The sequence below is a fragment of the Streptomyces sp. NPDC003247 genome, assembly GCF_042888135.1.
GTDB lineage: Bacteria > Actinomycetota > Actinomycetes > Streptomycetales > Streptomycetaceae > Streptomyces.
In genome coordinates this window covers 431,256-450,813 of the sequence record NZ_JBIAPF010000004.1, presented here as the reverse complement: position 1 = coordinate 450,813, position 19,558 = coordinate 431,256, and the positions used below count along the sequence as shown (strand labels likewise).

General features: G+C 72.1%; 23 protein-coding genes and 1 pseudogene. 12 read left to right on the top strand and 12 right to left on the bottom strand.

Annotation, left to right across the window (positions count from 1 at the left end):
- Window positions 1-3 precede the first annotated feature (3 nt).
- Together xylA and ACFYWQ_RS15650 are read left to right on the top strand one after the other, a co-directional pair.
- On the top strand, window positions 4-1,170 hold the full coding sequence (gene xylA / locus ACFYWQ_RS15655) for a xylose isomerase (RefSeq protein ID WP_389516670.1): 1,167 nt from the start codon (window positions 4-6) through the stop codon (window positions 1,168-1,170).
- Between the two features lie 623 nt (window positions 1,171-1,793).
- A complete protein-coding gene (locus ACFYWQ_RS15650; protein ID WP_389516668.1) occupies window positions 1,794-2,021 on the top strand; it encodes a hypothetical protein in 228 nt (75 codons plus the stop codon).
- A gap of 162 nt (window positions 2,022-2,183) precedes the next feature.
- On the opposite strand, the gene ACFYWQ_RS15645 is transcribed toward ACFYWQ_RS15650, so the two are convergent.
- Window positions 2,184-3,527 (bottom strand): esterase-like activity of phytase family protein, encoded by a 1,344-nt coding sequence (locus ACFYWQ_RS15645; RefSeq protein WP_389516666.1) that lies wholly within the window; start codon window positions 3,525-3,527, stop codon window positions 2,184-2,186.
- A 297-nt stretch (window positions 3,528-3,824) separates the two neighbouring features.
- Between ACFYWQ_RS15645 and ACFYWQ_RS15640 the strand changes: the two genes are divergently transcribed.
- On the top strand, window positions 3,825-4,007 hold the full coding sequence (locus tag ACFYWQ_RS15640; RefSeq protein ID WP_389517422.1) for a hypothetical protein: 183 nt from the start codon (window positions 3,825-3,827) through the stop codon (window positions 4,005-4,007).
- A gap of 117 nt (window positions 4,008-4,124) precedes the next feature.
- On the opposite strand, the gene ACFYWQ_RS15635 is transcribed toward ACFYWQ_RS15640, so the two are convergent.
- Both ACFYWQ_RS15635 and ACFYWQ_RS15630 read right to left on the bottom strand, forming a co-directional pair.
- Complete coding sequence (locus ACFYWQ_RS15635; protein WP_389516664.1) at window positions 4,125-5,030, bottom strand: hypothetical protein; 906 nt, start codon at window positions 5,028-5,030, stop codon at window positions 4,125-4,127.
- A 141-nt stretch (window positions 5,031-5,171) separates the two neighbouring features.
- Window positions 5,172-5,534 (bottom strand): hypothetical protein, encoded by a 363-nt coding sequence (locus tag ACFYWQ_RS15630; protein ID WP_389516662.1) that lies wholly within the window; start codon window positions 5,532-5,534, stop codon window positions 5,172-5,174.
- Window positions 5,535-5,636: 102 nt separating this feature from the next.
- Here ACFYWQ_RS15630 and ACFYWQ_RS15625 point away from each other — a divergent pair.
- Window positions 5,637-5,753 (top strand): annotated as a pseudogene (locus ACFYWQ_RS15625) (DUF2236 domain-containing protein); the annotation flags it as partial.
- Here ACFYWQ_RS15625 and ACFYWQ_RS15620 read toward each other — a convergent pair.
- From ACFYWQ_RS15620 to ACFYWQ_RS15595, 6 genes are all read right to left on the bottom strand, one after another.
- On the bottom strand, window positions 5,702-7,726 hold the full coding sequence (locus ACFYWQ_RS15620; RefSeq protein ID WP_389516660.1) for a recombinase family protein: 2,025 nt from the start codon (window positions 7,724-7,726) through the stop codon (window positions 5,702-5,704). The pseudogene ACFYWQ_RS15625 and the gene ACFYWQ_RS15620 overlap by 52 nt on opposite strands.
- 78 nt (window positions 7,727-7,804) lie before the next feature.
- Window positions 7,805-7,972 (bottom strand): hypothetical protein, encoded by a 168-nt coding sequence (locus ACFYWQ_RS15615; protein WP_389516658.1) that lies wholly within the window; start codon window positions 7,970-7,972, stop codon window positions 7,805-7,807.
- 224 nt (window positions 7,973-8,196) lie between these two features.
- Entirely contained in the window at window positions 8,197-8,655 is a 459-nt protein-coding gene (locus tag ACFYWQ_RS15610) for a hypothetical protein (protein WP_389516656.1), read from the bottom strand.
- A gap of 151 nt (window positions 8,656-8,806) precedes the next feature.
- Window positions 8,807-9,004, bottom strand: a complete 198-nt coding sequence (locus ACFYWQ_RS15605) for a hypothetical protein (RefSeq protein WP_389516653.1) — start codon at window positions 9,002-9,004, stop codon at window positions 8,807-8,809.
- 109 nt (window positions 9,005-9,113) lie between these two features.
- Window positions 9,114-9,587 carry a hypothetical protein gene (locus tag ACFYWQ_RS15600; protein WP_389516650.1) on the bottom strand — a complete coding sequence of 158 codons (474 nt, stop codon included), beginning with the start codon at window positions 9,585-9,587 and terminating at the stop codon, window positions 9,114-9,116.
- Between the two features lie 45 nt (window positions 9,588-9,632).
- Window positions 9,633-9,911, bottom strand: a complete 279-nt coding sequence (locus tag ACFYWQ_RS15595) for a PD-(D/E)XK nuclease family protein (protein ID WP_389516648.1) — start codon at window positions 9,909-9,911, stop codon at window positions 9,633-9,635.
- 55 nt (window positions 9,912-9,966) lie between these two features.
- Here ACFYWQ_RS15595 and ACFYWQ_RS15590 point away from each other — a divergent pair, with 55 nt between their 5' ends.
- Window positions 9,967-10,773, top strand: a complete 807-nt coding sequence (locus ACFYWQ_RS15590; RefSeq protein WP_389516647.1) for an oxygenase MpaB family protein — start codon at window positions 9,967-9,969, stop codon at window positions 10,771-10,773.
- A gap of 97 nt (window positions 10,774-10,870) precedes the next feature.
- On the opposite strand, the gene ACFYWQ_RS15585 is transcribed toward ACFYWQ_RS15590, so the two are convergent.
- Window positions 10,871-11,470, bottom strand: coding sequence for a class I SAM-dependent methyltransferase (locus ACFYWQ_RS15585; RefSeq protein WP_389516645.1), 600 nt, complete (start codon window positions 11,468-11,470; stop codon window positions 10,871-10,873).
- A gap of 152 nt (window positions 11,471-11,622) precedes the next feature.
- Between ACFYWQ_RS15585 and ACFYWQ_RS15580 the strand changes: the two genes are divergently transcribed.
- The 5 genes from ACFYWQ_RS15580 (at window position 11,623) to ACFYWQ_RS15560 (ending at window position 16,516) form a co-directional block, all read left to right on the top strand.
- Complete coding sequence (locus tag ACFYWQ_RS15580) at window positions 11,623-12,417, top strand: MHYT domain-containing protein (RefSeq protein WP_389516643.1); 795 nt, start codon at window positions 11,623-11,625, stop codon at window positions 12,415-12,417.
- A 45-nt stretch (window positions 12,418-12,462) separates the two neighbouring features.
- Entirely contained in the window at window positions 12,463-14,982 is a 2,520-nt protein-coding gene (locus ACFYWQ_RS15575; protein WP_389516641.1) for a nitrate- and nitrite sensing domain-containing protein, read from the top strand.
- Complete coding sequence (locus ACFYWQ_RS15570) at window positions 14,979-15,416, top strand: roadblock/LC7 domain-containing protein (protein ID WP_389516639.1); 438 nt, start codon at window positions 14,979-14,981, stop codon at window positions 15,414-15,416. Before ACFYWQ_RS15575 ends, ACFYWQ_RS15570 begins: the two co-directional genes overlap by 4 nt.
- Before the next feature lie 20 nt (window positions 15,417-15,436).
- Window positions 15,437-15,847 carry a DUF742 domain-containing protein gene (locus tag ACFYWQ_RS15565; RefSeq protein WP_389516637.1) on the top strand — a complete coding sequence of 137 codons (411 nt, stop codon included), beginning with the start codon at window positions 15,437-15,439 and terminating at the stop codon, window positions 15,845-15,847.
- A 63-nt stretch (window positions 15,848-15,910) separates the two neighbouring features.
- Entirely contained in the window at window positions 15,911-16,516 is a 606-nt protein-coding gene (locus ACFYWQ_RS15560; RefSeq protein ID WP_389516635.1) for an ATP/GTP-binding protein, read from the top strand.
- An 18-nt stretch (window positions 16,517-16,534) separates the two neighbouring features.
- On the opposite strand, the gene ACFYWQ_RS15555 is transcribed toward ACFYWQ_RS15560, so the two are convergent.
- The gene (locus ACFYWQ_RS15555; protein ID WP_389516633.1) at window positions 16,535-16,963 is read right to left on the bottom strand and encodes a PPOX class F420-dependent oxidoreductase; all 429 of its coding nucleotides are present in this window, start codon (window positions 16,961-16,963) and stop codon (window positions 16,535-16,537) included.
- A gap of 141 nt (window positions 16,964-17,104) precedes the next feature.
- On the opposite strand from ACFYWQ_RS15555, the gene ACFYWQ_RS15550 reads away from it, so the two are divergent.
- Both ACFYWQ_RS15550 and ACFYWQ_RS15545 read left to right on the top strand, forming a co-directional pair.
- Window positions 17,105-17,518: a roadblock/LC7 domain-containing protein gene (locus ACFYWQ_RS15550; protein WP_389516631.1), complete on the top strand. Its 414-nt coding sequence runs from the start codon at window positions 17,105-17,107 to the stop codon at window positions 17,516-17,518.
- Window positions 17,519-17,645: 127 nt separating this feature from the next.
- Entirely contained in the window at window positions 17,646-18,644 is a 999-nt protein-coding gene (locus ACFYWQ_RS15545; RefSeq protein WP_389516629.1) for a DUF6397 family protein, read from the top strand.
- A gap of 29 nt (window positions 18,645-18,673) precedes the next feature.
- Here ACFYWQ_RS15545 and ACFYWQ_RS15540 read toward each other — a convergent pair whose 3' ends face one another.
- Window positions 18,674-19,540 carry an acyl-CoA thioesterase gene (locus ACFYWQ_RS15540; RefSeq protein WP_389516627.1) on the bottom strand — a complete coding sequence of 289 codons (867 nt, stop codon included), beginning with the start codon at window positions 19,538-19,540 and terminating at the stop codon, window positions 18,674-18,676.
- Window positions 19,541-19,558 lie beyond the last annotated feature (18 nt).

Below are 19,558 nucleotides of genomic sequence, written 5' to 3'. Positions count from 1 at the left end.
GGCATGAGCTACCAGCCCACCCCCGACGACAGGTTCACGTTCGGTCTGTGGACCGTCGGCTGGCAGGGACGGGACCCGTTCGGCGACGCCACGCGGCGCGCCCTGGACCCGGTCGAGACGGTCCAGCGCCTGGCCGAGCTGGGCGCCTACGGCGTGACCTTCCACGACGACGACCTGATCCCCTTCGGCTCGTCCGACAGCGAGCGTGAGGAGCACATCAAGCGCTTCCGCCAGGCGCTGGACACCACCGGCATGACCGTGCCGATGGCCACCACCAACCTCTTCACCCACCCCGTCTTCAAGGACGGCGCGTTCACCGCCAACGACCGCGACGTGCGCCGCTACGCCCTGCGCAAGACGATCCGCAACATCGACCTCGCCGCCGAGCTCGGCGCCAAGACCTACGTCGCCTGGGGCGGCCGTGAGGGCGCGGAGTCCGGTGCCGCCAAGGACGTGCGCGTGGCCCTCGACCGCATGAAGGAGGCCTTCGACCTCCTCGGCGAGTACGTCACCTCCCAGGGCTACGACCTGCGCTTCGCCATCGAGCCCAAGCCGAACGAGCCGCGCGGCGACATCCTGCTGCCCACCGTCGGCCACGCCCTGGCGTTCATCGAGCGCCTGGAGCGCCCGGAGCTGTACGGCGTCAACCCCGAGGTCGGCCACGAGCAGATGGCGGGCCTGAACTTCCCGCACGGCATCGCCCAGGCGCTGTGGGCGGGCAAGCTCTTCCACATCGACCTCAACGGCCAGTCCGGCATCAAGTACGACCAGGACCTGCGCTTCGGCGCCGGCGACCTGCGCTCCGCCTTCTGGCTGGTCGACCTGCTGGAGAGCGCCGGCTACACCGGCCCGCGCCACTTCGACTTCAAGCCGCCGCGCACCGAGGACCTGGACGGGGTGTGGGCGTCGGCCGCTGGCTGCATGCGCAACTACCTGATCCTGAAGGAGCGCGCGGCCGCCTTCCGCAACGACCCCGAGGTCCAGCAGGCCCTGCGCGACGCCCGCCTGGACCAGCTGGCCCAGGCCACCGCCGCCGACGGCCTGGACGCCCTGCTGGCCGACCGCTCCGCGTTCGAGGAGTTCGACGTCGAGGCGGCCGCCGCCCGCGGCATGGCCTTCGAGCACCTGGACCAGCTCGCCATGGACCACCTCCTCGGCGCCCGGGGCTGACCGCACGCGCGCGGATGTGAGGCCCGGGCCCGTCTCCGACCGCACCCACGCGGGCTCGGAGGCGGTCTCCGGCGCTCACACGGGCGTACGCGGCGCCGGGGCTCGTGCGCGCGGGGGGGCGTTCGCACCCGCGCGGTGCCGTGCCGCACGCGCGCGTGCCGTCGGCCTCTGCTCCGTCCCGGCGTCGGAACCTGATGCGCCCCGGCGTCGGACGCTGTTTCGTCCCGGCGCCGGACCCTGCTTCGACGGCGGCCGCGTACCGCCGTGGCGGCGGCGGCCCCTTCATCGGATACACCGGAATCGTCCGCTCCGTGGCATGAAGGTGTATCAAGTCCCGTAAGAGGGTCGCGCCCTGGGCGGTCGCGGGCGACGCTGGACACCATGGCCATGCCGCCCGTACCGCCCCAGCCGCCCGGACCGCCGGGTGACACGCCGCCTCCGGGCGGCTTCGGACCGCCTCCCTCGGGCTCCGGTCCCGATCACGGCATGGGAGGGGGCGGTTGGCCGCCCCCTCCGCCCTCTTCGCCGCCGGGCCCGCCCGGTGGCTCCGGGAGGCGCGGAAAACCCCTTTTCGTGGTGCTCGCGCTCCTGGCGGCCGCCGTTGCCGTGGAGCCGTGGTGCTGATGGCCTCGGGAGGCGACGACTCGCCGGACGAGAACCCGCCGACGGGCACCAGCGCCTCTCCCGCGCCGTCCCTCAGCCTCCCGACCGAGCTGCCCAGCGGGTTCCCCAGCGACCTGCCCACCCGGCTGCCCAGCGGACTGCCGACCGAGCTGCCGACCGCACTGCCCACCGAAGTGCCCAGCGACCTTGAGTCGCTCCTGCCGTCCCTGGACGAACTGCTGCCGTAGCAGGGCCGCAGGACCGTCGCACGACACACCGGGGTGAGGGGGTCCTCGTGAGGGGCCCCACGGATGGTTCAGCCCCTCTCGCACAAGCGGAGGAGATCTCCTCACGCGCGGGTGTGTGTGCCGCACGACGCGTCCCCGAGGCCGTGGACCGGCCGACCGACGTCACAGACCCCGCGGCAGCCGCACGTAGGTCACCGTCGTCTCGACGCCGCTGTCGACCAGCCGGCCCTGGGCGTCGAACGCCTCGGCGCCGTCCGTCATCCCGAAGTCGTTGTCGTTGATCAGGGCGAGCGTGTCGCGGTCCACGCGCGCGACGCCCTCGATCTTCCCGGGCACCCCGGCGACCGTGCCCAGGTCGACGACGAGCCGCTTGGACAGGACCGGCACACCCGACGCGGCGGGATCGTCGAGCTGCTCGAGCGACGGCGACGTCGCCTCGTCGTCCCAGCGGCCGCCGAGGATGTTCGCCCGGCGGTCCAGCCGTACCAGGTGCAGGCGCGCCGCCTTGTCCGTCCGTTCCTCGACCAGCAGCCGGTCGCCACCCACCGCGACCACGGACGAGATCTTGAGCTCGGAGGTGTCGTCCTCGCTCGGGTCGACCACGTCCACCGGGTCGAAGCGGTACGCGTACTCGGCGGTGACCGCCTTCTTCCCGGGCGAGAACCGCAACAGACGCACGGTGCGCGAGGCCTCGCCCGCGTCCTGGTCCGGCAGCGACAGCGGGCTCTGCACCGCCAGCACGAGGTCACCGCCCGGCAGCTGGGCCAGTCCTTCGAAGCCGCGGTTGACCTTCCGGTTCAGCAGGACCGCGGGCAGTGCCTCCACGACCGGGTAGCCGGCGCCCTCGAGATGCAGCCCCTCGGGCACGTAGCGCGTCAGGACCTCCCCGCGCGCGGAGACGTGCACCAGCGAAGGGCCGTACTCGTCGACGAGCCAGAAACTCCCGTCCGAGGCCCGCACGATGCCCTCGGTGTCCAGCCCGTTCGGGTCGTACGACAGCGGGGTGCTCGCGTCGTAGGAGTAGGGCGCCTCGTCCCGCCCCGCCTGGTTCGACAGGCCGGTGACGGGCTTCCCGGACGACGTGGTCAGGGGGATCGCCCCCAGGACCTTCACCGTGCTGCCCGTGACCCGGATCCGGACGATCGCCGGGTCGAAGCCGGGCACGGGGAACGTGCGGCGCTTGGTTCCGTCCACCTTGATCTGACCGTTGGGACCGCGGTCCGTGACCGTCCAGAACTCGCCCGCGCGGTCCGCCGGGTAGATGTCGCTGCCGATGCCGCCGAGGTCCACCCCGCGGTCGTCGGCCACCGTGCCCGGGAGCAGCGAGTTGCTGAACGTCCCGAGCGGGATGTCACCGAGCGTCGCGGTCCGGGTGACGTACGCCTCCCCCGACGATGTGTGCGCGGCGGCCGGTCCGGCCGTGGCCAGTGCGGCCAGCACCGCGAGCGGTACGCCCGCCGCGACGGATCGGTGGACGCGGCGCCGGCCGGGGGCGTGCGGGGACATCGGGCCTCCTGAGGGGCATGTTCGGTGACAGCCGCCAGGCTTGGGCCACCCGCGGAACGCCGCACCACGTGCTGGTGAACACCGGGCGTCGGCCATCCGTCGGCCCGGGCGCCGGCACATCCAGGCCGAACGCGCGCCCTGCGCGGCCGAGTGGTCCGATAGTGGGGGAGCAGGCCCTCTCAGGGGCGTCTAGGGGGTGCATGTCAGGGGCGTCTCAGGGATGCCGGTGGAACCGTGCGCCGCGCGGACCCGTTTTCAGAGCAGAGAGCGGCAGTGGCCGCGAAGGAGGCGACGCACATGTCGAGAAACGCGAAGATCGCCGCAGGGGGTGTGGCGGTAGGGCTCCTACTGCTGATCTGGCTGCCCTGGTGGGCGGCTCTGCTGATCGTGCTGGGTGTTCCGGCGGCGGCGTACCTGGCGCTGGATCCCTCGCAACGGCGCAGGCTGCGCCGCGTCACACGCAAGGAGCTCGGTCGCTGACAAGGCGGGGGCCGGGCCGCGGCCCCCGCCCTCCGCGGCGCTCGGTCCCGTGTGCGCGACGCGGCAGCCACCACGCGGGTGCGGCACGGCTGCCGAGGCACGGCTCCGTGCGGCGGCTCAGCTGGGCCGGACCGCCATCTTGTCGAGTGCCTCCAGCAGGCCCGGCAGCTCGGGGCCCCGGCCGACGGGAAGCACCTCGCCGGGCTCGTCGTCGAGCAGCACGAACGCGATGTCGTCGGTCCGGGCCACCAGCGACCAGCCGGGGCCGTCGGCCCGCAGCGTGCGTGCGTCCCCGGGCGCGAACGACGAGCGAACACGGCCCAGAGGGGGCGGTGACTCCACATAGGCACGCGCCTCCGCGAGGACGCGCCGGATGCCGCTGTGCCCCCTCGGACCGCCCTTGCCGTCTTCACCGCCAGCGCCCGCGCCTGCCCCCGCGCCCGTGCTCGCGTCGCCGCCCTCGCCCGTACTCGCGCTTGCGCCCGGTCCCTCGTCCCCGGACGCCTCCCGTCGAGCCGTGAACGCGGCGTCGTCGATCTGCTCGCGCCACAGCGTCCACTGGAGCGCTATCTCGTCCGCTCCCAGCCGCCGCTGTGCGGGACCCCAGGCACTCGTGTCCGGTGGGGACAGCGTGGGACCGTCCTCGCCCTCGGGGGCGGGGTCGTGCGGGGCGGGTACGCCGGGAGCCGCGACGGCCACCTCCAGGGGCCAGCCCGGCAGGGCGGCGACCACCGTGCGTTCGTCGGGCGAGAGGTCGTACTCCATGCCGCAGTCCCACGACGCGACGGCCACGGCCACCAGCGACACGTCGTCGATCACGACCGTCCACCGCGCGCCCGCGCCGTCCTGGCCCAGCACCAGACCGTAACCATCGGCGAACGGCGCCAGGCCGAGCGCCGCGCAGGCCTCCGGGTAGTCGTCGCCCAGCACACTCGGGAACTGCGCCGGCGTCAGCAGCACCGCCGTGAGCACGTAGAGCGCGTCGTCCGCGGCGGCGACGGCGTCCTCGTCCGTCCCGGCCATCTCAGCCTCCCCACAGGTTTCGTCAACGGCGCGCACCCTAGTGGGGTGGCGACGCGGTTGTCACGACTCCCCGACACACCCGGAGCTTGCCGTTCTCCGGCCGGACAAGGCCGAACCGCCCCGGTCCGCCGCCCCCGGCGCTCAGGCGGCCGGCAGGCCGAGGAGCGCGCGGGCGACCGCCCGCGGCGACTCGTCGCGCTCCCGCGCGAGCGCGATGACCGCACGGCAGGCCAGCTCGTTGACCCCGAAGGAGAGCGCCTCCGGCGACACCCAGCCCGCCGCTTCCTCGATGCCGTCCTGGTCGTCCTCCGCGCAGGCCGAGACGTACGCCGCGGCCGCCTCGAAGAGGTTGTGCCGTCTGCCGCCCCTGGACCCCCGTCCCTCGGCGGCCTTGCCGCCGCCGAAGATCCGGCTCCCGCCGGCGGACCGCTCCCCACGCGTGCGCGCCGGTGCGCGCACCGCGCCGAGCACCCTCTCCCACGTCCTGCGCACCTCGTCGACCATGCCGACCACCACCTTCCCCCTGCGTGATTCCCCCTGCCGGGCACTCATCCCCCGCTGATGACCGTAGAGTTTGAATTCCGATGACAGAAGGGGGACGGCGCGGTGAAGCGCTTCGAGCGGCTCGCACGCATCCGGACGATGGACCCCTACGAGCAGGCCTCCGAGATCTACCGGCTCACCGCGGCGTACGAATTCCCCTGGGACTTCACCCGGGCCCTCGTGACCGTCGGCTCAGGTGACACCGGGACTCGTACGAGCAGCCGGGGGTCGATCTTGCCTTCCACCATCAGTTGAGGCAGCTGGTAGATGCCCGGCAGGGGAGTGCTCTCGCTCTCCGCCAGCACCTCCATGGCCTGCTCGAAGAGGCCGGAGGCCACCCATCGCTGGTAGCGGGTGGTCAGGCCGGTGGTCTTCCCGTACCGCTCGGGAAGCTCCCGCCAAGTCATGCCCGTGCGCGCTTTCAGGAGCACGGCTTCGAGCACCTGACGGTGCGGCAGGCGGTCCTTGCGGGCCCGCTGCTCGGAGGCCTCGAAGAGGCCCTGCACGCGACTCCAGGCCGCATCGTCCAGGACCGGTACACCAAGGCCTCGGTCACGGAACCAGGCCGTGAGCGTGTCGTCCGCCCGGACCTTCTTCGGGACCGGGCCGGCGAGCGTGACCTTGAGGTCCAGGAGGTCGCAGACCTCGGCCTTCTCCTCGGGCGTCATGTCCCGCATGCGAGTGCGGGCGACCTCGGCCAGGGCCTGGAGGTCGTGCGCCCGCTGCTCGGCTAGCTCTCCCTCCTTCTGCCAGGCGACGACCTCCTCGCGGAGCTTGATCAGCTCCGCCCGGCCGTCCTGAAGGGTCTTGGTCGCTTTGTTGATGGCCTCGGGGGACTGGCCGCTCTGCGCGGCCACCACCATGATGGTGGCGATGGCGTTGTCCTTGGCCTCGACCTTCTTGTCCAACTCGGCGAGGCGCTCGGCATGGTTGCCCTTCTGGCCACTGGCCATGTCCAGCCAGTCCGCAGCCATCACGGTCAGCCGCTCGGGGTCCTGCAGCAGGCCGCAGACCTCGCCCCAGACGCGCTCTTCCAGAGCGTCGGCGTCCACCTGGGAGCACGTGCACACCTTCGCGCCCGGGTGGGCCTCGATCTTCCCCGTGCACCGGTACATCCGTCCGGGACGGTCACACCGGTCCAGGCCCGTGTAGTACCGCCCGCACGAGCCGTAGACCCGCTTGGACAGCGGGTGGACGCGGGCCTCGTCCCCGCTCCGGCGGGGCCTTGAGTTGCGGGCCAGCGCCTTGTTCAGGCGCTCCACCTCCGACTCCGAGAAGAGCCGGGGGAGGGTGATCGTGACAGTTTGGCCGTTGGCCGGCAGGCCGTTCGGCCCGAGCTTGGTGCCGTGCTTCCAGCCGGCGCTGCCGGGGTCGCGGTAGACCATCAGCGCCTGCTGCACGGCCTTGGACTGCATGCGCGTGCGCAGGTTCCCCGCGGTCCAGGGCTTGCCGGACCGCGTCCGCATGCCCTCGGCGTTCAGGGTGATGGCCGCCTGGCGGCAGTTCTTGGCCTCCCGCACGATCAAATGCCACGCACGCCACAGGACGTCCGTCTCATGGACGGCCGTGCAGTGCTCCTCGGACGGGCATTCGTCCAGGACGAGGCGGGATTCCCCGCGCTTGCCCTGATCCTGGATGCGCCACCCGTACGGCGCGATGCCGCCGGGGTGGCCGCCTTCCTCGGCCTTCTCCTGGATGCCGTTCTGCGTGCGCACCCGGATGCGCGTGTACTCCTTGGAGGCGTAGTTCGCCTCCTCGCGCATCTGGGCTTCGCCCTCTTCGGTGGTGTTGTCGATGTCCTTGTCCACCACGGCGACGAAGATTCCGAGGTCTTGCAGCTCCCACACCCAGCGGTAGAAGGCCCGGTCGGTGCGGCCGATAACCCGGGTCTCGTTCACCACCACGATGTCAAAGGGCTTCGGCTCCTGCCGGGCCAGCTTCATCAGGCGGGGCAGGTCGTCCCGCTCCTGCCAGGGCAGGGAGCCGGACACGCACTCGTCCTTGAAGGTGTCGAGATAGGTCCAGCCCTTGGACTCGATGTACTTCGCGGTCTTCTTGCCGCTGTAGGAGATCCCGTAGCCCTGCTTCTGCTGCTCCGTCGACACCCGGAGGTAGTCGACCGCCCGGAGCGTGGCCGTGAGAGTCTTGGTCACAGTCAGTCCCTTCACGACTGATCAGACACCGGTCAGCGCCTTGCCCGCGCGGCCGGTGTCGTCGTGTACGGCGCGATCCTAGGCCGTACCGGTGTCAGCTCGGGGGCTGAACAAGAGCCTCAACAGTCGCTCGTAGGCGTCCGGGTCGTGCTCTTCGGCCTTCTCCCAGCGGATGCTGATCTCCGGCTTCTTCTTCCTGAGCCACTCGCCGGCCGCTTCGGCCCGCGTGGCGTCCCCGTCCTGCATGGTGCCTCCGTCATGCCGTGATGCGGGAGGCCTGCGCCGCCTTCTCCGGCTCGTGCTGAGCACAGAAGCGCTCGTGGTTACGCCCGCAGCGATGCAGGCGGGCTTGGACCGCAGTCCGCACAGGCATACCGGGACGATGTCCCGGACGATCTGCTCCGCTGCGACCTTCTCGATCACCTGCGCCGGCGCCTCGCCGCGGTAGAAGTCCTAGGCCCCGTTGGGCTTCATGAAAACGGGGGCCAGCATGAAGCGGCCCCGGCTCCGGCCGGTCTTGTAGTCCCAGGCCAGGTTCTGGCCGGCTCGCCGAGCCTCTGCGCCTCCCGGGTCGGCCCGATCAGATCCGGGTGGTCGTTGGCCATGATGCGCTGGCAGTCCGAGTCGAACTGGCGGGGAGGTGATGCCCAGATGAAGGCGTACCGCCGGCGGATCTCGTCCAGGTTCTCCAGGACGTACGCGATGGCGTCGGAGACGTGGTGCTCATCCCCGCAGTAACGGGGCTGCGGGTCCTTGTCCACGCCCGTCACGCGGGCGAAGCCGGCGAGCTTCAGGCCCCAGGTCGCTCCGCCCTGGCACGAGAAGAGGTCCAGGGTTTCAAGCTCCTGGACCTCTCGGCCGTTGCGTATGCAGTCCGGGTAGTGCCCGCAGGCCTCGCAGCACACGCCGCAGTCACAGTCACGCAGCACGTCTGCGCCTCGGCTTGCCCCAGCCCTCGGGCTTCTCCGTGATGGCCAGGCCCGCCCAATGGGCGACCCGCAGGGGATACGTCCGGGGCGACAGGGCAATGCCCTGTCGGGCCCGCTTCAGCTTGCGGTAGCTGGAGTGGCGGTAGCTCGTCTAGAAGATCTGCTTCCAGACGACCAGCGCCTGGCCCTCGCGAAGGTCGTTGACCTTCTGGATCAGCGCCAGGACGAAATCCAGGATCTCGTCGTCCAGGCTCATGTCCAGTTCGGGGTTCTCCGGCAAAGTGCCGTCGACCAGACGGCCCGTCGGGCCATGCTCGATGGGCAGACTCTCTGCCCGAATGTAGCTCAACTGCCCTCCTCAGAAGGGGTGGGGAGGTCCGGCGATGCTGCCGAGATAGGCAGCACGCGTGGTCTCTTGCGGCCTTGCCGCCGGGTCGTAGCGGGGGGCCAGAGGGCCCCTACGGCCGCGCAGGAGGACTGCACGTCGCAGAGAAGCAGTCGCCCGTGGGCGCGGGCCAGGAGCCCGTACGGGCGTACTCCTGGACCTCGTTCCAGGCCTCGTCGAAGATCTGGCCGACGGCTTCCGGCGTATAGTCGGCGAGGTCGTACGGCTTGCCGAGCGTGCCCTTGCGGTTCATGAACGGCACGCCGCTGTCCACGTCGATGCCGTACCTCACCTTGACCAGAGCCCGGTACGTACCGAACTGGTCGGGACTCTTCGGCGGCCTCTTGCCGCTCTTGAGGTCCACGATGTGGTGCTTCTTGAAGACCGGGTCCCAGAAGATCCTGTCCAGGTACGCCTTGTTCTCGACCGGACAGCCGGGCAGGCGCCCGGAGATGTCCAGCTCGATGGCAGGCTCGCCGTCGGGGGTCGTCCAGATCTCCCACGGGCTGCGCTCGCGCCAGTCGATGTACGACTGGACGAACTGCAAGCCCTGCGTGCGCCAGACCTCGATGGGCTCGCTCTGCGAGCGGCCTCAGGCGTGCTCGTTGGGCTCCTTCTCCCCGGCCTTGTGCAGCTGGGCATCGAAGTACGTCTCCCAGATGCGGGCGATGTTCTCCTTCGAGGCGTGCTCGTTGCCGACCACTGACATCAGGTCGTAGTGCTCGGTCGTCTCGTGCACGGCGGAGCCGCCCACGGACCACAGAGCCGGGCGCTTGGGCGCCTTGGCGACGTACTTGAGGAACCAGCTCCGTGCGCAGCGCTGGAGCGTCTCGCGGGCGCTGAAGGACGTGTGCTCAGGCAGCCGGTGCATCGGGCCTCGCTCGGTAGTTGAGGATCACGGCGGCCACGGGGTGGTAGAGCCACGGATGACACCCGAAGAGACGGGCACGCTGGAACTGGCTCTCTACCGCACCTACGCCGTGCCGAGCATCGGCGGGCTGCTGGCGCGCACGGCGGAACTCACGGACCGCACCCAGAAACGCTACGACGACACCTCGCTGCTCCTCGACGCCGTCGTGGAGCACGGCTTCGACAGCGAACAGGGCCGTACGGCCGTCCGCCGCATCAACCAGATGCACCGCAGCTACGACATCGGCAACGACGACATGAGGTACGTGCTCTGTACGTTCGTCGTGATGCCCAAGCGCTGGATCGACTCCTACGGCTGGCGCAGGCTCTCCCGCCACGAGACCGTCGCCTCCACCGTCCACTACCGCACCCTCGGACAGCGCATGGGCATCAAGGACATCCCCGAGACGTACGAGGAGTTCGAAGCCTGCCTCGATGCCTACGAGGCGGCCCACTTCGCCTGGGACGAGGGCGCTCGGCGCGTCTCTGACGCCACGCTCGACCTGATGGCCTCCTGGTACCCGCGGCCGCTCGCCCCCGTGCTGCGCACCGCGACCCTCGCCCTGCTCGACGAACCGCTCCTGAAGGCCTTCCGCTACCCGCCTCCGGCCCCCGCCGTCCGCTCCCTGGTCCGCCGGGCGGTACGCGCGCGTGGACGCGCCGTCCGGCTGCTGCCACCGCGCCGGGCACCGCACTTCGCACGGCAGAACTGGGAGATCAAGAGCTCCCCGGACGGCTACCGGCTGCAGGACCTGGGCACCCGCCCGGTGCCCGGCGCCGGCGGCTGCCCCGTACGGCATGTCGACGGTTCGGCCTCGCAGTGAGGCGGGCCCCCGCGCCCGCTCCCGCCCGCTTCCGAGGCGAGCGCGGCGGTGAGCCCGCGGGCGCCCGAGCGCTGCGAGCGGTGGTCGCACTCGACCTTCACACCTCCCGGACGGCCAGGGCCAGGAAGCGGGTGTCCTCGTCGACGTACGAGGTCAGGCGCCATCCGGAGCCGGCCAGCAAGGGGCGGAGATTCGGCTCTGCACGAAGGTCGTCCGGGGTGATCCGCCGGCCCTGGCGTGCCGCGAGTGCCGCCCTGCCGATCGGATGGAACAGCGCGAGGGTGCCGCCCGTGCGCACGACACGGGCCAGCTCCCGGAGGTTCTCCGCCGGGCGGGGCAGGTGGGAGACGAGCCCCGCTGCGAACACGGCGTCGAAGGCCGCCGAGCCCAGGGGCAGAGCGGCCACGTCGGCGAGCACCAGCCGTCCGTCGCGGTCACGTCCCGCCCGTACGGCCGCCTGCAGCATGGCCGGGGTCAGATCGACCCCGACGACTTCGCCCGAATCTCCCACGGCCGCGCGCAGGGGCGTCAGGGCGCGTCCGGTGCCGCAGCCCGCGTCGAGCACGCGATCGCCCGCCCGCAGACCGAGTTCGGCGACGCAGGCCGCGTAGGCGGGACCGTCGTCGGGGAAACGGCTGTCCCAGGCCGCCGCGCGCGGGGAGAAGAACTCCTGGACGTGTGTGTGGTCGTCGCTCATGTGCGGCATGATCCCTCACCGGCGCGGAGGACGTCGCGGTGCACACGTTCGAGCGCGAGCCGATCGGTCCGGCGCAATTCCCCGTCATTTTGCGGCACCTTTCGAAATGCGCCCCCTTTGTTCCCCTGTGCCCCCACTAGCGTCCCGGAGCCATGGGACACCTGGACCACGCGGCCTTCGGCTGGCTGACCCCCGTGCTGTCGTACGGGATGGCCTGCATCGGCGCCGCCCTCGGACTGCGCTGCACCGTCCGCGCGCTGGGCTCCACCGGACGCTCCCGCCGCAACTGGCTCGTCACGGCGGCCTCCGCGATCGGCACCGGCATCTGGACCATGCACTTCGTGGCCATGCTCGGCTTCGGCGTCGGCGGCACCGGCATCCGCTACGACGTCCCCCTGACCGTGCTCAGCCTCCTCGTCGCCATGCTCGTCGTCTGCGCCGGCGTCTTCGCCGTCGGCTACGGCCGCGACCGCACGCGCGCATTGCTGCTCGGCGGTCTCACCACCGGACTCGGCGTGGCGAGCATGCACTACCTGGGCATGGCGGCGGTCCGGCTGCACGGCGACGTGACCTACGACCCGGTCCTGGTCGCGGTCTCCGTCGTGATCGCCGTCGTCGCGGCGACCGCGGCCCTCTGGGCGGCGCTCAACATCGAGTCGCCGGTCGCGGTCACCCTCGCCTCGCTCGTCATGGGCGCGGCCGTCAGCAGCATGCACTACACCGGGATGCTCGCGGTGGACGTACGCGTCACACCCTCCGGCGCAGCCCTGCCCGGGGCCACGGCGATGCAGTTCGTCTTCCCCCTCGCCGTCGGTCTCGGCTCCTACCTCTTCCTGACCTCGGCCTTCGTCGCGCTGTCGCCCACCACGGGAGAGCGCGCGGCGTCCGCCTCCGCACAGCAGTCGGCGGAGCGCGCCGCGCGCCGCCGACCGGCCCGCACCGTCTGACGGGCCCGGACGGCACGCCCCGAACCACTCCCGAGCGAGGAGGCCATGCGTACACCCCGGAGGACCCCCATGGACGGCGCCGGAACGCCGCTCCCCGTGCGTGGGCGACGTGCCCACGCCGGACCACCCGCCGACGAGGGACCGTACGAAGAGCCGGGCACGCCGGTGGACACGTCACCCACGCGCGCGGGCCGCCGGCGGATACGGCCGCGCACCGTGCGCGCCAGGATCGTCTGCCTGCTGATGGTGCCCGTCGTCTCCTTGCTGGCCCTGTGGGCGTACGCCACCGTCAGCACCGCACAGGACGTCTCCCGACTGCGCCAGGCGCACCGCGTGGACACCGAGGTCCGTACCCCGGTCGCGGCCGCGGTGGCCGCGCTGCAGACCGAGCGGGCGGCCGCCGTACGCCACGCCACCGATCCGGCCGCCGGACACCAGGACGACCTGCGGGAACTCGGCGAACGCACCGACCGCGCGGTGGCCGCACTGCGGCTCGACGACGACAGCACCGTCGCCGACGCCCAGGACCTGCCCGGCGAAGTCGCTCGGCGCCTGGAGGCGTTCGTCTCCGGGGCCGAGGAACTGCGCTCGCTGCGGTCCGCGGTGCTCGACGGCACGGCGGACTGGGCGCAGACGTACGACCGGTACACGCGGACGGTCGCGGCCGCCTTCGCCGTCGGCGGGTCGCTCTCCGGCATCCAGGACGCCGAACTCGGCTCCGACGCGCGCGTGCTGCTCGAGTTCGCCCGCGCGGGCGAGGCCCTGGCGCAGGAGGACGTCGTGCTCGGCAGCGCGCGCCTGGCCGGGCGCCTGGACGGGCCGCGCCTGCGGCTGTTCACCGGCGCGGTCGCCTCCCGCCGTGCCTTCACCGAGTCGGCCGCGGCAGACCTCGGCGGCTCCGAACGCACCGCCTGGCGAAAGCTGGCCGCGGGCAGCGCCTACGCCGCCGTGAACGCCGTCGAGGAGAAGGTGCTCGCCCACGGACCCGGGGCCAAGGCCCTCGCGGCAGCGCCGGAGACGACCTGGAGCACGGCCCACGCGCGCGTGCAGGACGGCATGCGGACCGTCGAGACGGACGCGGCACGCCGGACCGCCGACCGCGCCGCTCCCTTCACCCGGGGACTGCTCACCCCGGCCGGAGCGGCGTTGCTGCTCGGACTCGTGGCCGTCGCCGCCTCCCTCGTCATCTCCGTGCGCATCGGCCGCGGACTCGTCGTGGACCTGGTGGGCCTGCGCAACGGCGCCCTGGGGATCGCCCGCCGCAAACTGCCCGAGGCCATGCGGAGGTTGCGCGCAGGCGAGGAGATCGACATCGAGGCCGAGGCGCCGCCCGGACCGTCCGCCGAGGACGAGACCGGCCAGGTCGCCGAGGCCCTGGGCACCGTGCACCGCGCGGCCCTGCGGGCCGCCGCGGAACGCGCCGAGCTCGCCAGTGGCATCTCCGGAGTGTTCGTCAACCTCGCCCGCCGCAGCCAGGTCCTCGTCCACCGCCAGCTCAGCCTCCTGGACAGCATGGAACGCCGCTCGGACGACCCGAACGAACTGGGCGACCTCTTCCGGCTCGACCACCTCACCACGCGCATGCGGCGCCACGCGGAGAGCCTGATCATCCTCTCCGGAGCCGCCCCCGGCCGGGCCTGGCGCATGCCCGTCCCGCTGACCGACGTGGTCCGCGCCGCCGTCTCCGAGGTGGAGGACTACGCGCGCGTGGAGGTCCGGCAGCTTCCGGAGGCCGCCGTCATCGGCTCGGCCGTGGCCGACCTGACCCACCTTCTGGCCGAACTCGTGGAGAACGCCGCCCAGTTCTCGCCCCCGCACACGCGCGTGAGGGTCACCGGCGAGCCCGTCGGCAACGGCTACGCCGTCGAGGTCGAGGACCGGGGCCTCGGCATGAGCAAGGAGACCCTGGCCCGCGCCAACCTGCGCATCGCGCAGTCCGAGGCGCTCGACCTGTTCGACAGCGACCGGCTCGGCCTGTTCGTGGTCAGCAGACTCGCCGCACGCCACGGCGTCAAGGTCCACCTGCGCACCTCGCCCTACGGCGGTACCACGGCGGTCGTCCTGCTGCCCACCGCCCTGCTGCACGGCACTACGCCGGAACGATCCGCCGACGAGCCGGCGGAGGCGCCGCGGCCGGCCGAACGCGCGTACGCGCGCGTGCCCGCTGCCGACCGGAACCAGGACGCCGTACCCGCCACGGCCGACCGGCCCGCGCTGGTCGCTCCCGTCCGGGCCGCCGCCGAACCGGCGGCGGCCGACACCCCTCCCCCCGGAGTCACCGCCTTGCGCCTGCACCGCCCACCGGACGACCTCGGCGCGTCGGACGACCTGCCGCGCCGGATACGGCAGGCACACCTGGCCCCCCAACTGCGCCACGCTCGCCCCGCGGAGCCGGCTCCGGCGTCCGGCCCGCGCGGCGACGACGGACGCACGCCGGAACTCGTACGGGACCGGATGGCCGCGTACCAGGAGGGGTGGGCACGCGGGGGCGGACGGCAACCCGGCCGAGGCGCCGCCCCGGATCCCGCACCGGGCGGCGACAGCAGCGAAGGAGACCCCGCATGATCCAGGACCCGAGAACGAGAGCGGCCCGGGCGTCCGGCGAACTCGACTGGTTGCTGGACGACTTGGTGACACGCATGAGCGAGGTCCGACACGCCGTGGTGCTGTCCGACGACGGTCTCGCCGTCGGCGCCTCCACCGCCCTGGGCCGGGAGGACGCCGAGCACCTCGCCGCCGTCGCCTCCGGCTTCCACAGTCTCGCCAAGGGCGCGGGCCGGCACTTCGGTGTCGGCGGTGTCCGGCAGACCATGGTGGAGATGGACGACGGCTTCCTGTTCGTCGCCGCTGCGGGCGAGGGCTCCTGCCTCGCCGTCCTCACCGCTGTGACCGCCGACATCGGTCTGGTCGCGTACGAGATGGCACGGCTGGTCACACGCGTCGGCGAGCACCTCCACGCGCCGCCGCGCCGCTCCGTACGACCGCCCGCCGCAGGATGAGGCGAGAGGCGACCCGCGTGATGACCGAGGACGTGACCGACGCCCCCTGCCGGCCGGGCAGCCAGTGGTACGACACGGACGCCGGACCGCTCGTCCGCCCGTACGCCGTGACGGGCGGACGCACCAGACCCGGACCCACCGGAGTCCGTTTCGACCTGATCGCCCTGGTCGCCCTGGACCCGGGCGCCCCGCGGGCCGACGGCGCCGGACTCGGCCCGGAACACCGCGCCCTCATCGCCCTGTGCCGTGCGGAGACCCAGTCCGTGGCGGAACTCGCGGCGGGCTGCGAACTGCCCGTGGGTGTCGTGCGGGTGCTCCTCGGTGACCTGCTCGAACGGGGCTGCGTCACCGTGAACCGCCCGGTGCCTCCCGCGCAACTGCCCGACGAACGCATCCTGCGCGAGGTCATCGACGGGCTGCGGGCCCTTTAGCCGAGCGTTCGATCCCCCGCACCCCTGTCGACCGGTTTCCCGAACTCCTGAGAGAAGTGATCCATGGTCTCCGAACATGTGGACGCCACGGGCGGCGACACGTCCTTGCTGGCGTTGAAGATTCTCGTCGCCGGTGGTTTCGGCGTGGGCAAGACCACCCTGGTGGGGGCGGTCAGCGAGATCAAGCCGCTGCGCACCGAGGAACTGCTCAGCGAGGTGGGCCGGTCGGTGGACGACACCGACGGTGTGGACCGGAAGGTCACGACGACCGTCGCCATGGACTTCGGCCGGATCACCATCCGCTCCGGCCTCTCCCTGTACCTCTTCGGCACGCCGGGCCAGGAGCGCTTCTGGTTCCTGTGGGACGAGCTGTCCCAGGGTGCCCTGGGTGCCGTCGTCCTCGCCGACACCCGCCGCCTGGAGGACTGCTTCCCCGCGGTCGACTACTTCGAGCACCGGCACATCCCGTTCGTGGTGGCCGTCAACTGCTTCCTGGGAGCGCGGACCTACAGCGCCCCCGAGGTGGCACGCGCCCTCGACCTGGACCAGGGCACCCCCGTCGTCCTGTGCGACGCCCGCGACCGCGCCTCGGGCAAGGAGGTGCTGATCCGGCTCGTCGAGTACGCCGGGCGGGTGCACACCGCCCGGCTGCTCGACTCAGTGAGCTGAGACGTCACCACCGTCGGGTCAGTCCGCGATCGCCTTCTCGGCGAGCACCTTGTCGATCCCGACGCGCACGAGCAGTTCCCCCGGAACGCCGTTGCGGGCGCCGAACTCCTCGGCACGTTCCTCGCCCATGTACCGCGCCGCGATCCGGGTCGCCCAGCCGCGGACCTCGTTCAGGTCGTCCGAGACGTCGGCCACGCCCTGCACCACCACGTAGTCGAACGGCGGCCGGTCGTCGTCCACGCACAGGGCGACCCGGCCGTCCCGGGCCAGGTTGCGTCCCTTCACGGTGTTCGCGCCTGTGGTGAAGACCACCTCGTCCCCGTCGAGCAGGAACCAGACCGGCGTCACGTGCGGACGTCCGTCCGCACGCACCGTCGACAGTTTCCCGGTGCGCGTGCCGTGCGAGACGAACGCCCGCCATTCCTCATCGGTCATCTTCTGTGCCATGCCCTCATCCTCCTTGCCCGTCGGCCGGTGGTGGGGAAGGCTGGCGGACGGAGCCACCCGTCGGACGGAGCCACCTGACGGGCGGAGCCACCCGACGGGCGGGGACAGCACACGGGGAAACCTCACACGGGGAGAGGGAACATGGCGCAGAAGCAGACGCTGGGGTGGCTGCTGGACGACCTGACCGAACGGGTCGACCACGTACGGCACGCGCTCGTCCTGTCCAACGACGGGCTCGTGGCGGGCGCCAGCACGGGGCTGCGCCGGGAGGACGCGGAACACCTCGCCGCCGTCTCGTCCGGCCTCCACAGCCTGGCCAAGGGATCCGGACGCCACTTCGGCGCGGGTCAGGTCCGCCAGACGATGGTCGAGTTCGATGACGCGGTGCTGTTCGTCACCGCGGCCGGTGCCGGCAGCTGCCTGTGCGTGTTCAGCGGGGTGGACGCCGACATGGGCCAGATCGCCTACGAGATGGCGCTGCTCGTCAACCGGGTCGGCGAGCACCTCGCGGTGGACGCCCGCCACCCCGAGCGCACTCCACCGACAGACCTCTGACCTGCGCCTCTGTCCCGTTCCATGGAGTTATCCACAGGCTTGCCACGGAATCCGCGAATCCGGCTACGGTTTTTCCGAGGTCCCCGCGGACGGCGCGGGGCCCACCACTCCACGGGGGAGACCGGCCATGTCAGGCGACACCACCACCCGACCCCACGCCCCCTTCACCGCCTTCGGCCGAGCGGCGAGGGAACTGGGCATGAAGCGAAGCGAGTTCGAACTCGCCGTGGACCTCGGCCGGATCAGGACCGTGCCCGACGAAGGGGGAGGGGGACGCCGGGTCCCCCGCACCGAGCTCGACCGGCTACGCGACGCGCCCGGCTTCCCCGAGGCACTCCGCAGGAGCGTCGAGGCCGTCGGCACCGCCGAGGGGGCGGCCGTCATGGAAGTGGCGCCCACCCGGTTCACGCGCCTGGCGCGCCTGGGTCTGGTGGTACCTGTGAGGTTCTATCTGAACCGCTACCGGGCCGTCGTCTGGCTGTATCTCGCCGAGGAGCTACGACAGTTCGCCGCCGATGAGGACAACGCCCCGCTGCTCACCGGCCGGACGCCCCGAGCCCTGCGGCAGCAGGTGGCCGAGGGGCTCGACCTGCGCCCCCGCAACTGGCGGGGCCGCCGTCTCGGTTTCCTGCTGCGGCAGGCCGACGGTCCCTGGCAGCGAGCGGCAGCCGTGGCCTCTCTCCTCGATGCCGCCCACATCGCCGAGATCGTCCAGGACCCCTACGACCGCTCCCACCTGAACCGGTTCCGCCCGGGGCCGCCGGCCCGCGGAGCGCCCGGCTCCCCGGCGGCTCGTCTCGTCGAGAAGATCGCGACGGCGGACGCCCCCGACGAGATCGACTGGCTCCGGGCCGACCTGCTGCAAGCCCTGGACGAGGCCCGCGCCCATCAGCCCGCGCCACGGCCCTCGCCGAAACCGCAACCACTACCGGAACCGAAGCCGCAGGCGCACGCGGTGGGGTGTATCCCGGTCCCTCCGCGGCCGACGGCGGACCCGCGGCCGACGCTGAACGAGCACCCGACGTCGGACGCGCACCCGACGGCGAACCCGCGGTCGTCGGACCGGCACCGGCCCCGCCGGCGCATGAGCGGCCTGCTGGGCCGGCTCCGCCGCAGAAGCACCTGACGCACTGGTCTCCGGCGGACGCACCGGTCCTACAGCGTCCGGAACAGGCCCTCCTGGACGACCGACACCAGCAGACGGCCGTGCACGTCGTAGATCCGCCCACGGGCCAGTCCGCGGCCACCCGTCGCGATCGGCGACTCCTGGTCGTACAGGAACCACTCGTCCGCGCGGAAGGGCCGGTGGAACCACATGGCGTGGTCCAGCGACGCCATGTCGAAGTTCCGCGGACCCCACAGGGGCTCCACCGGGAGACGCACCGCGTCCAGCAGCGTCATGTCACTGGCGTACGTCAACGCGCAGGTGTGCACGAGCGGATCGTCGCCGAGCGGACCGACCGCCCGCATCCACACCGCGCTGCGCGGCTCGGCGTCCTTGATCTCCTCGGGGCTCCAGCGCAGCCCGTCCGCGTACCGGATGTCGAAGGGCTGCCGGCGTGCCATCCGCTCCAACTGCTCGGGCAGCCCGCCCAGATGCTCCCGGACCTCCTCGGCGACCGTCGGAAGCGTCTCCGGGTCCGGGACCTCACGGGCCGGCGGCAACTGGTGCTCGAACGGACCTTGCTCGGGCTTGTGAAAGGAGGCGGTCAGATTGAAGATCGTGCGGCCCTGCTGCACGGCGGTGACGCGGCGCGTGGTGAACGACCGCCCGTCGCGCACCCGCTCGACCTGGTACACGATCGGCACGCCCGGCCGGCCCGGACGCAGGAAGTACGCGTGCAGCGAGTGCACGGGCCGGTCGCCGTCCGTGGTCCGGCCGGCCGCGACCAGCGCCTGGCCCGCCACCTGGCCGCCGAAGACCCGTTGCAGGGACTCCTGCGGGCTGCGGCCGCGGAATATGTTGACCTCGATCTGCTCCAGGTCGAGCAGGTCGACTAGCCTCTCGGCCGGGTTCGTCATCGGTGTGTTTCTCCTGTG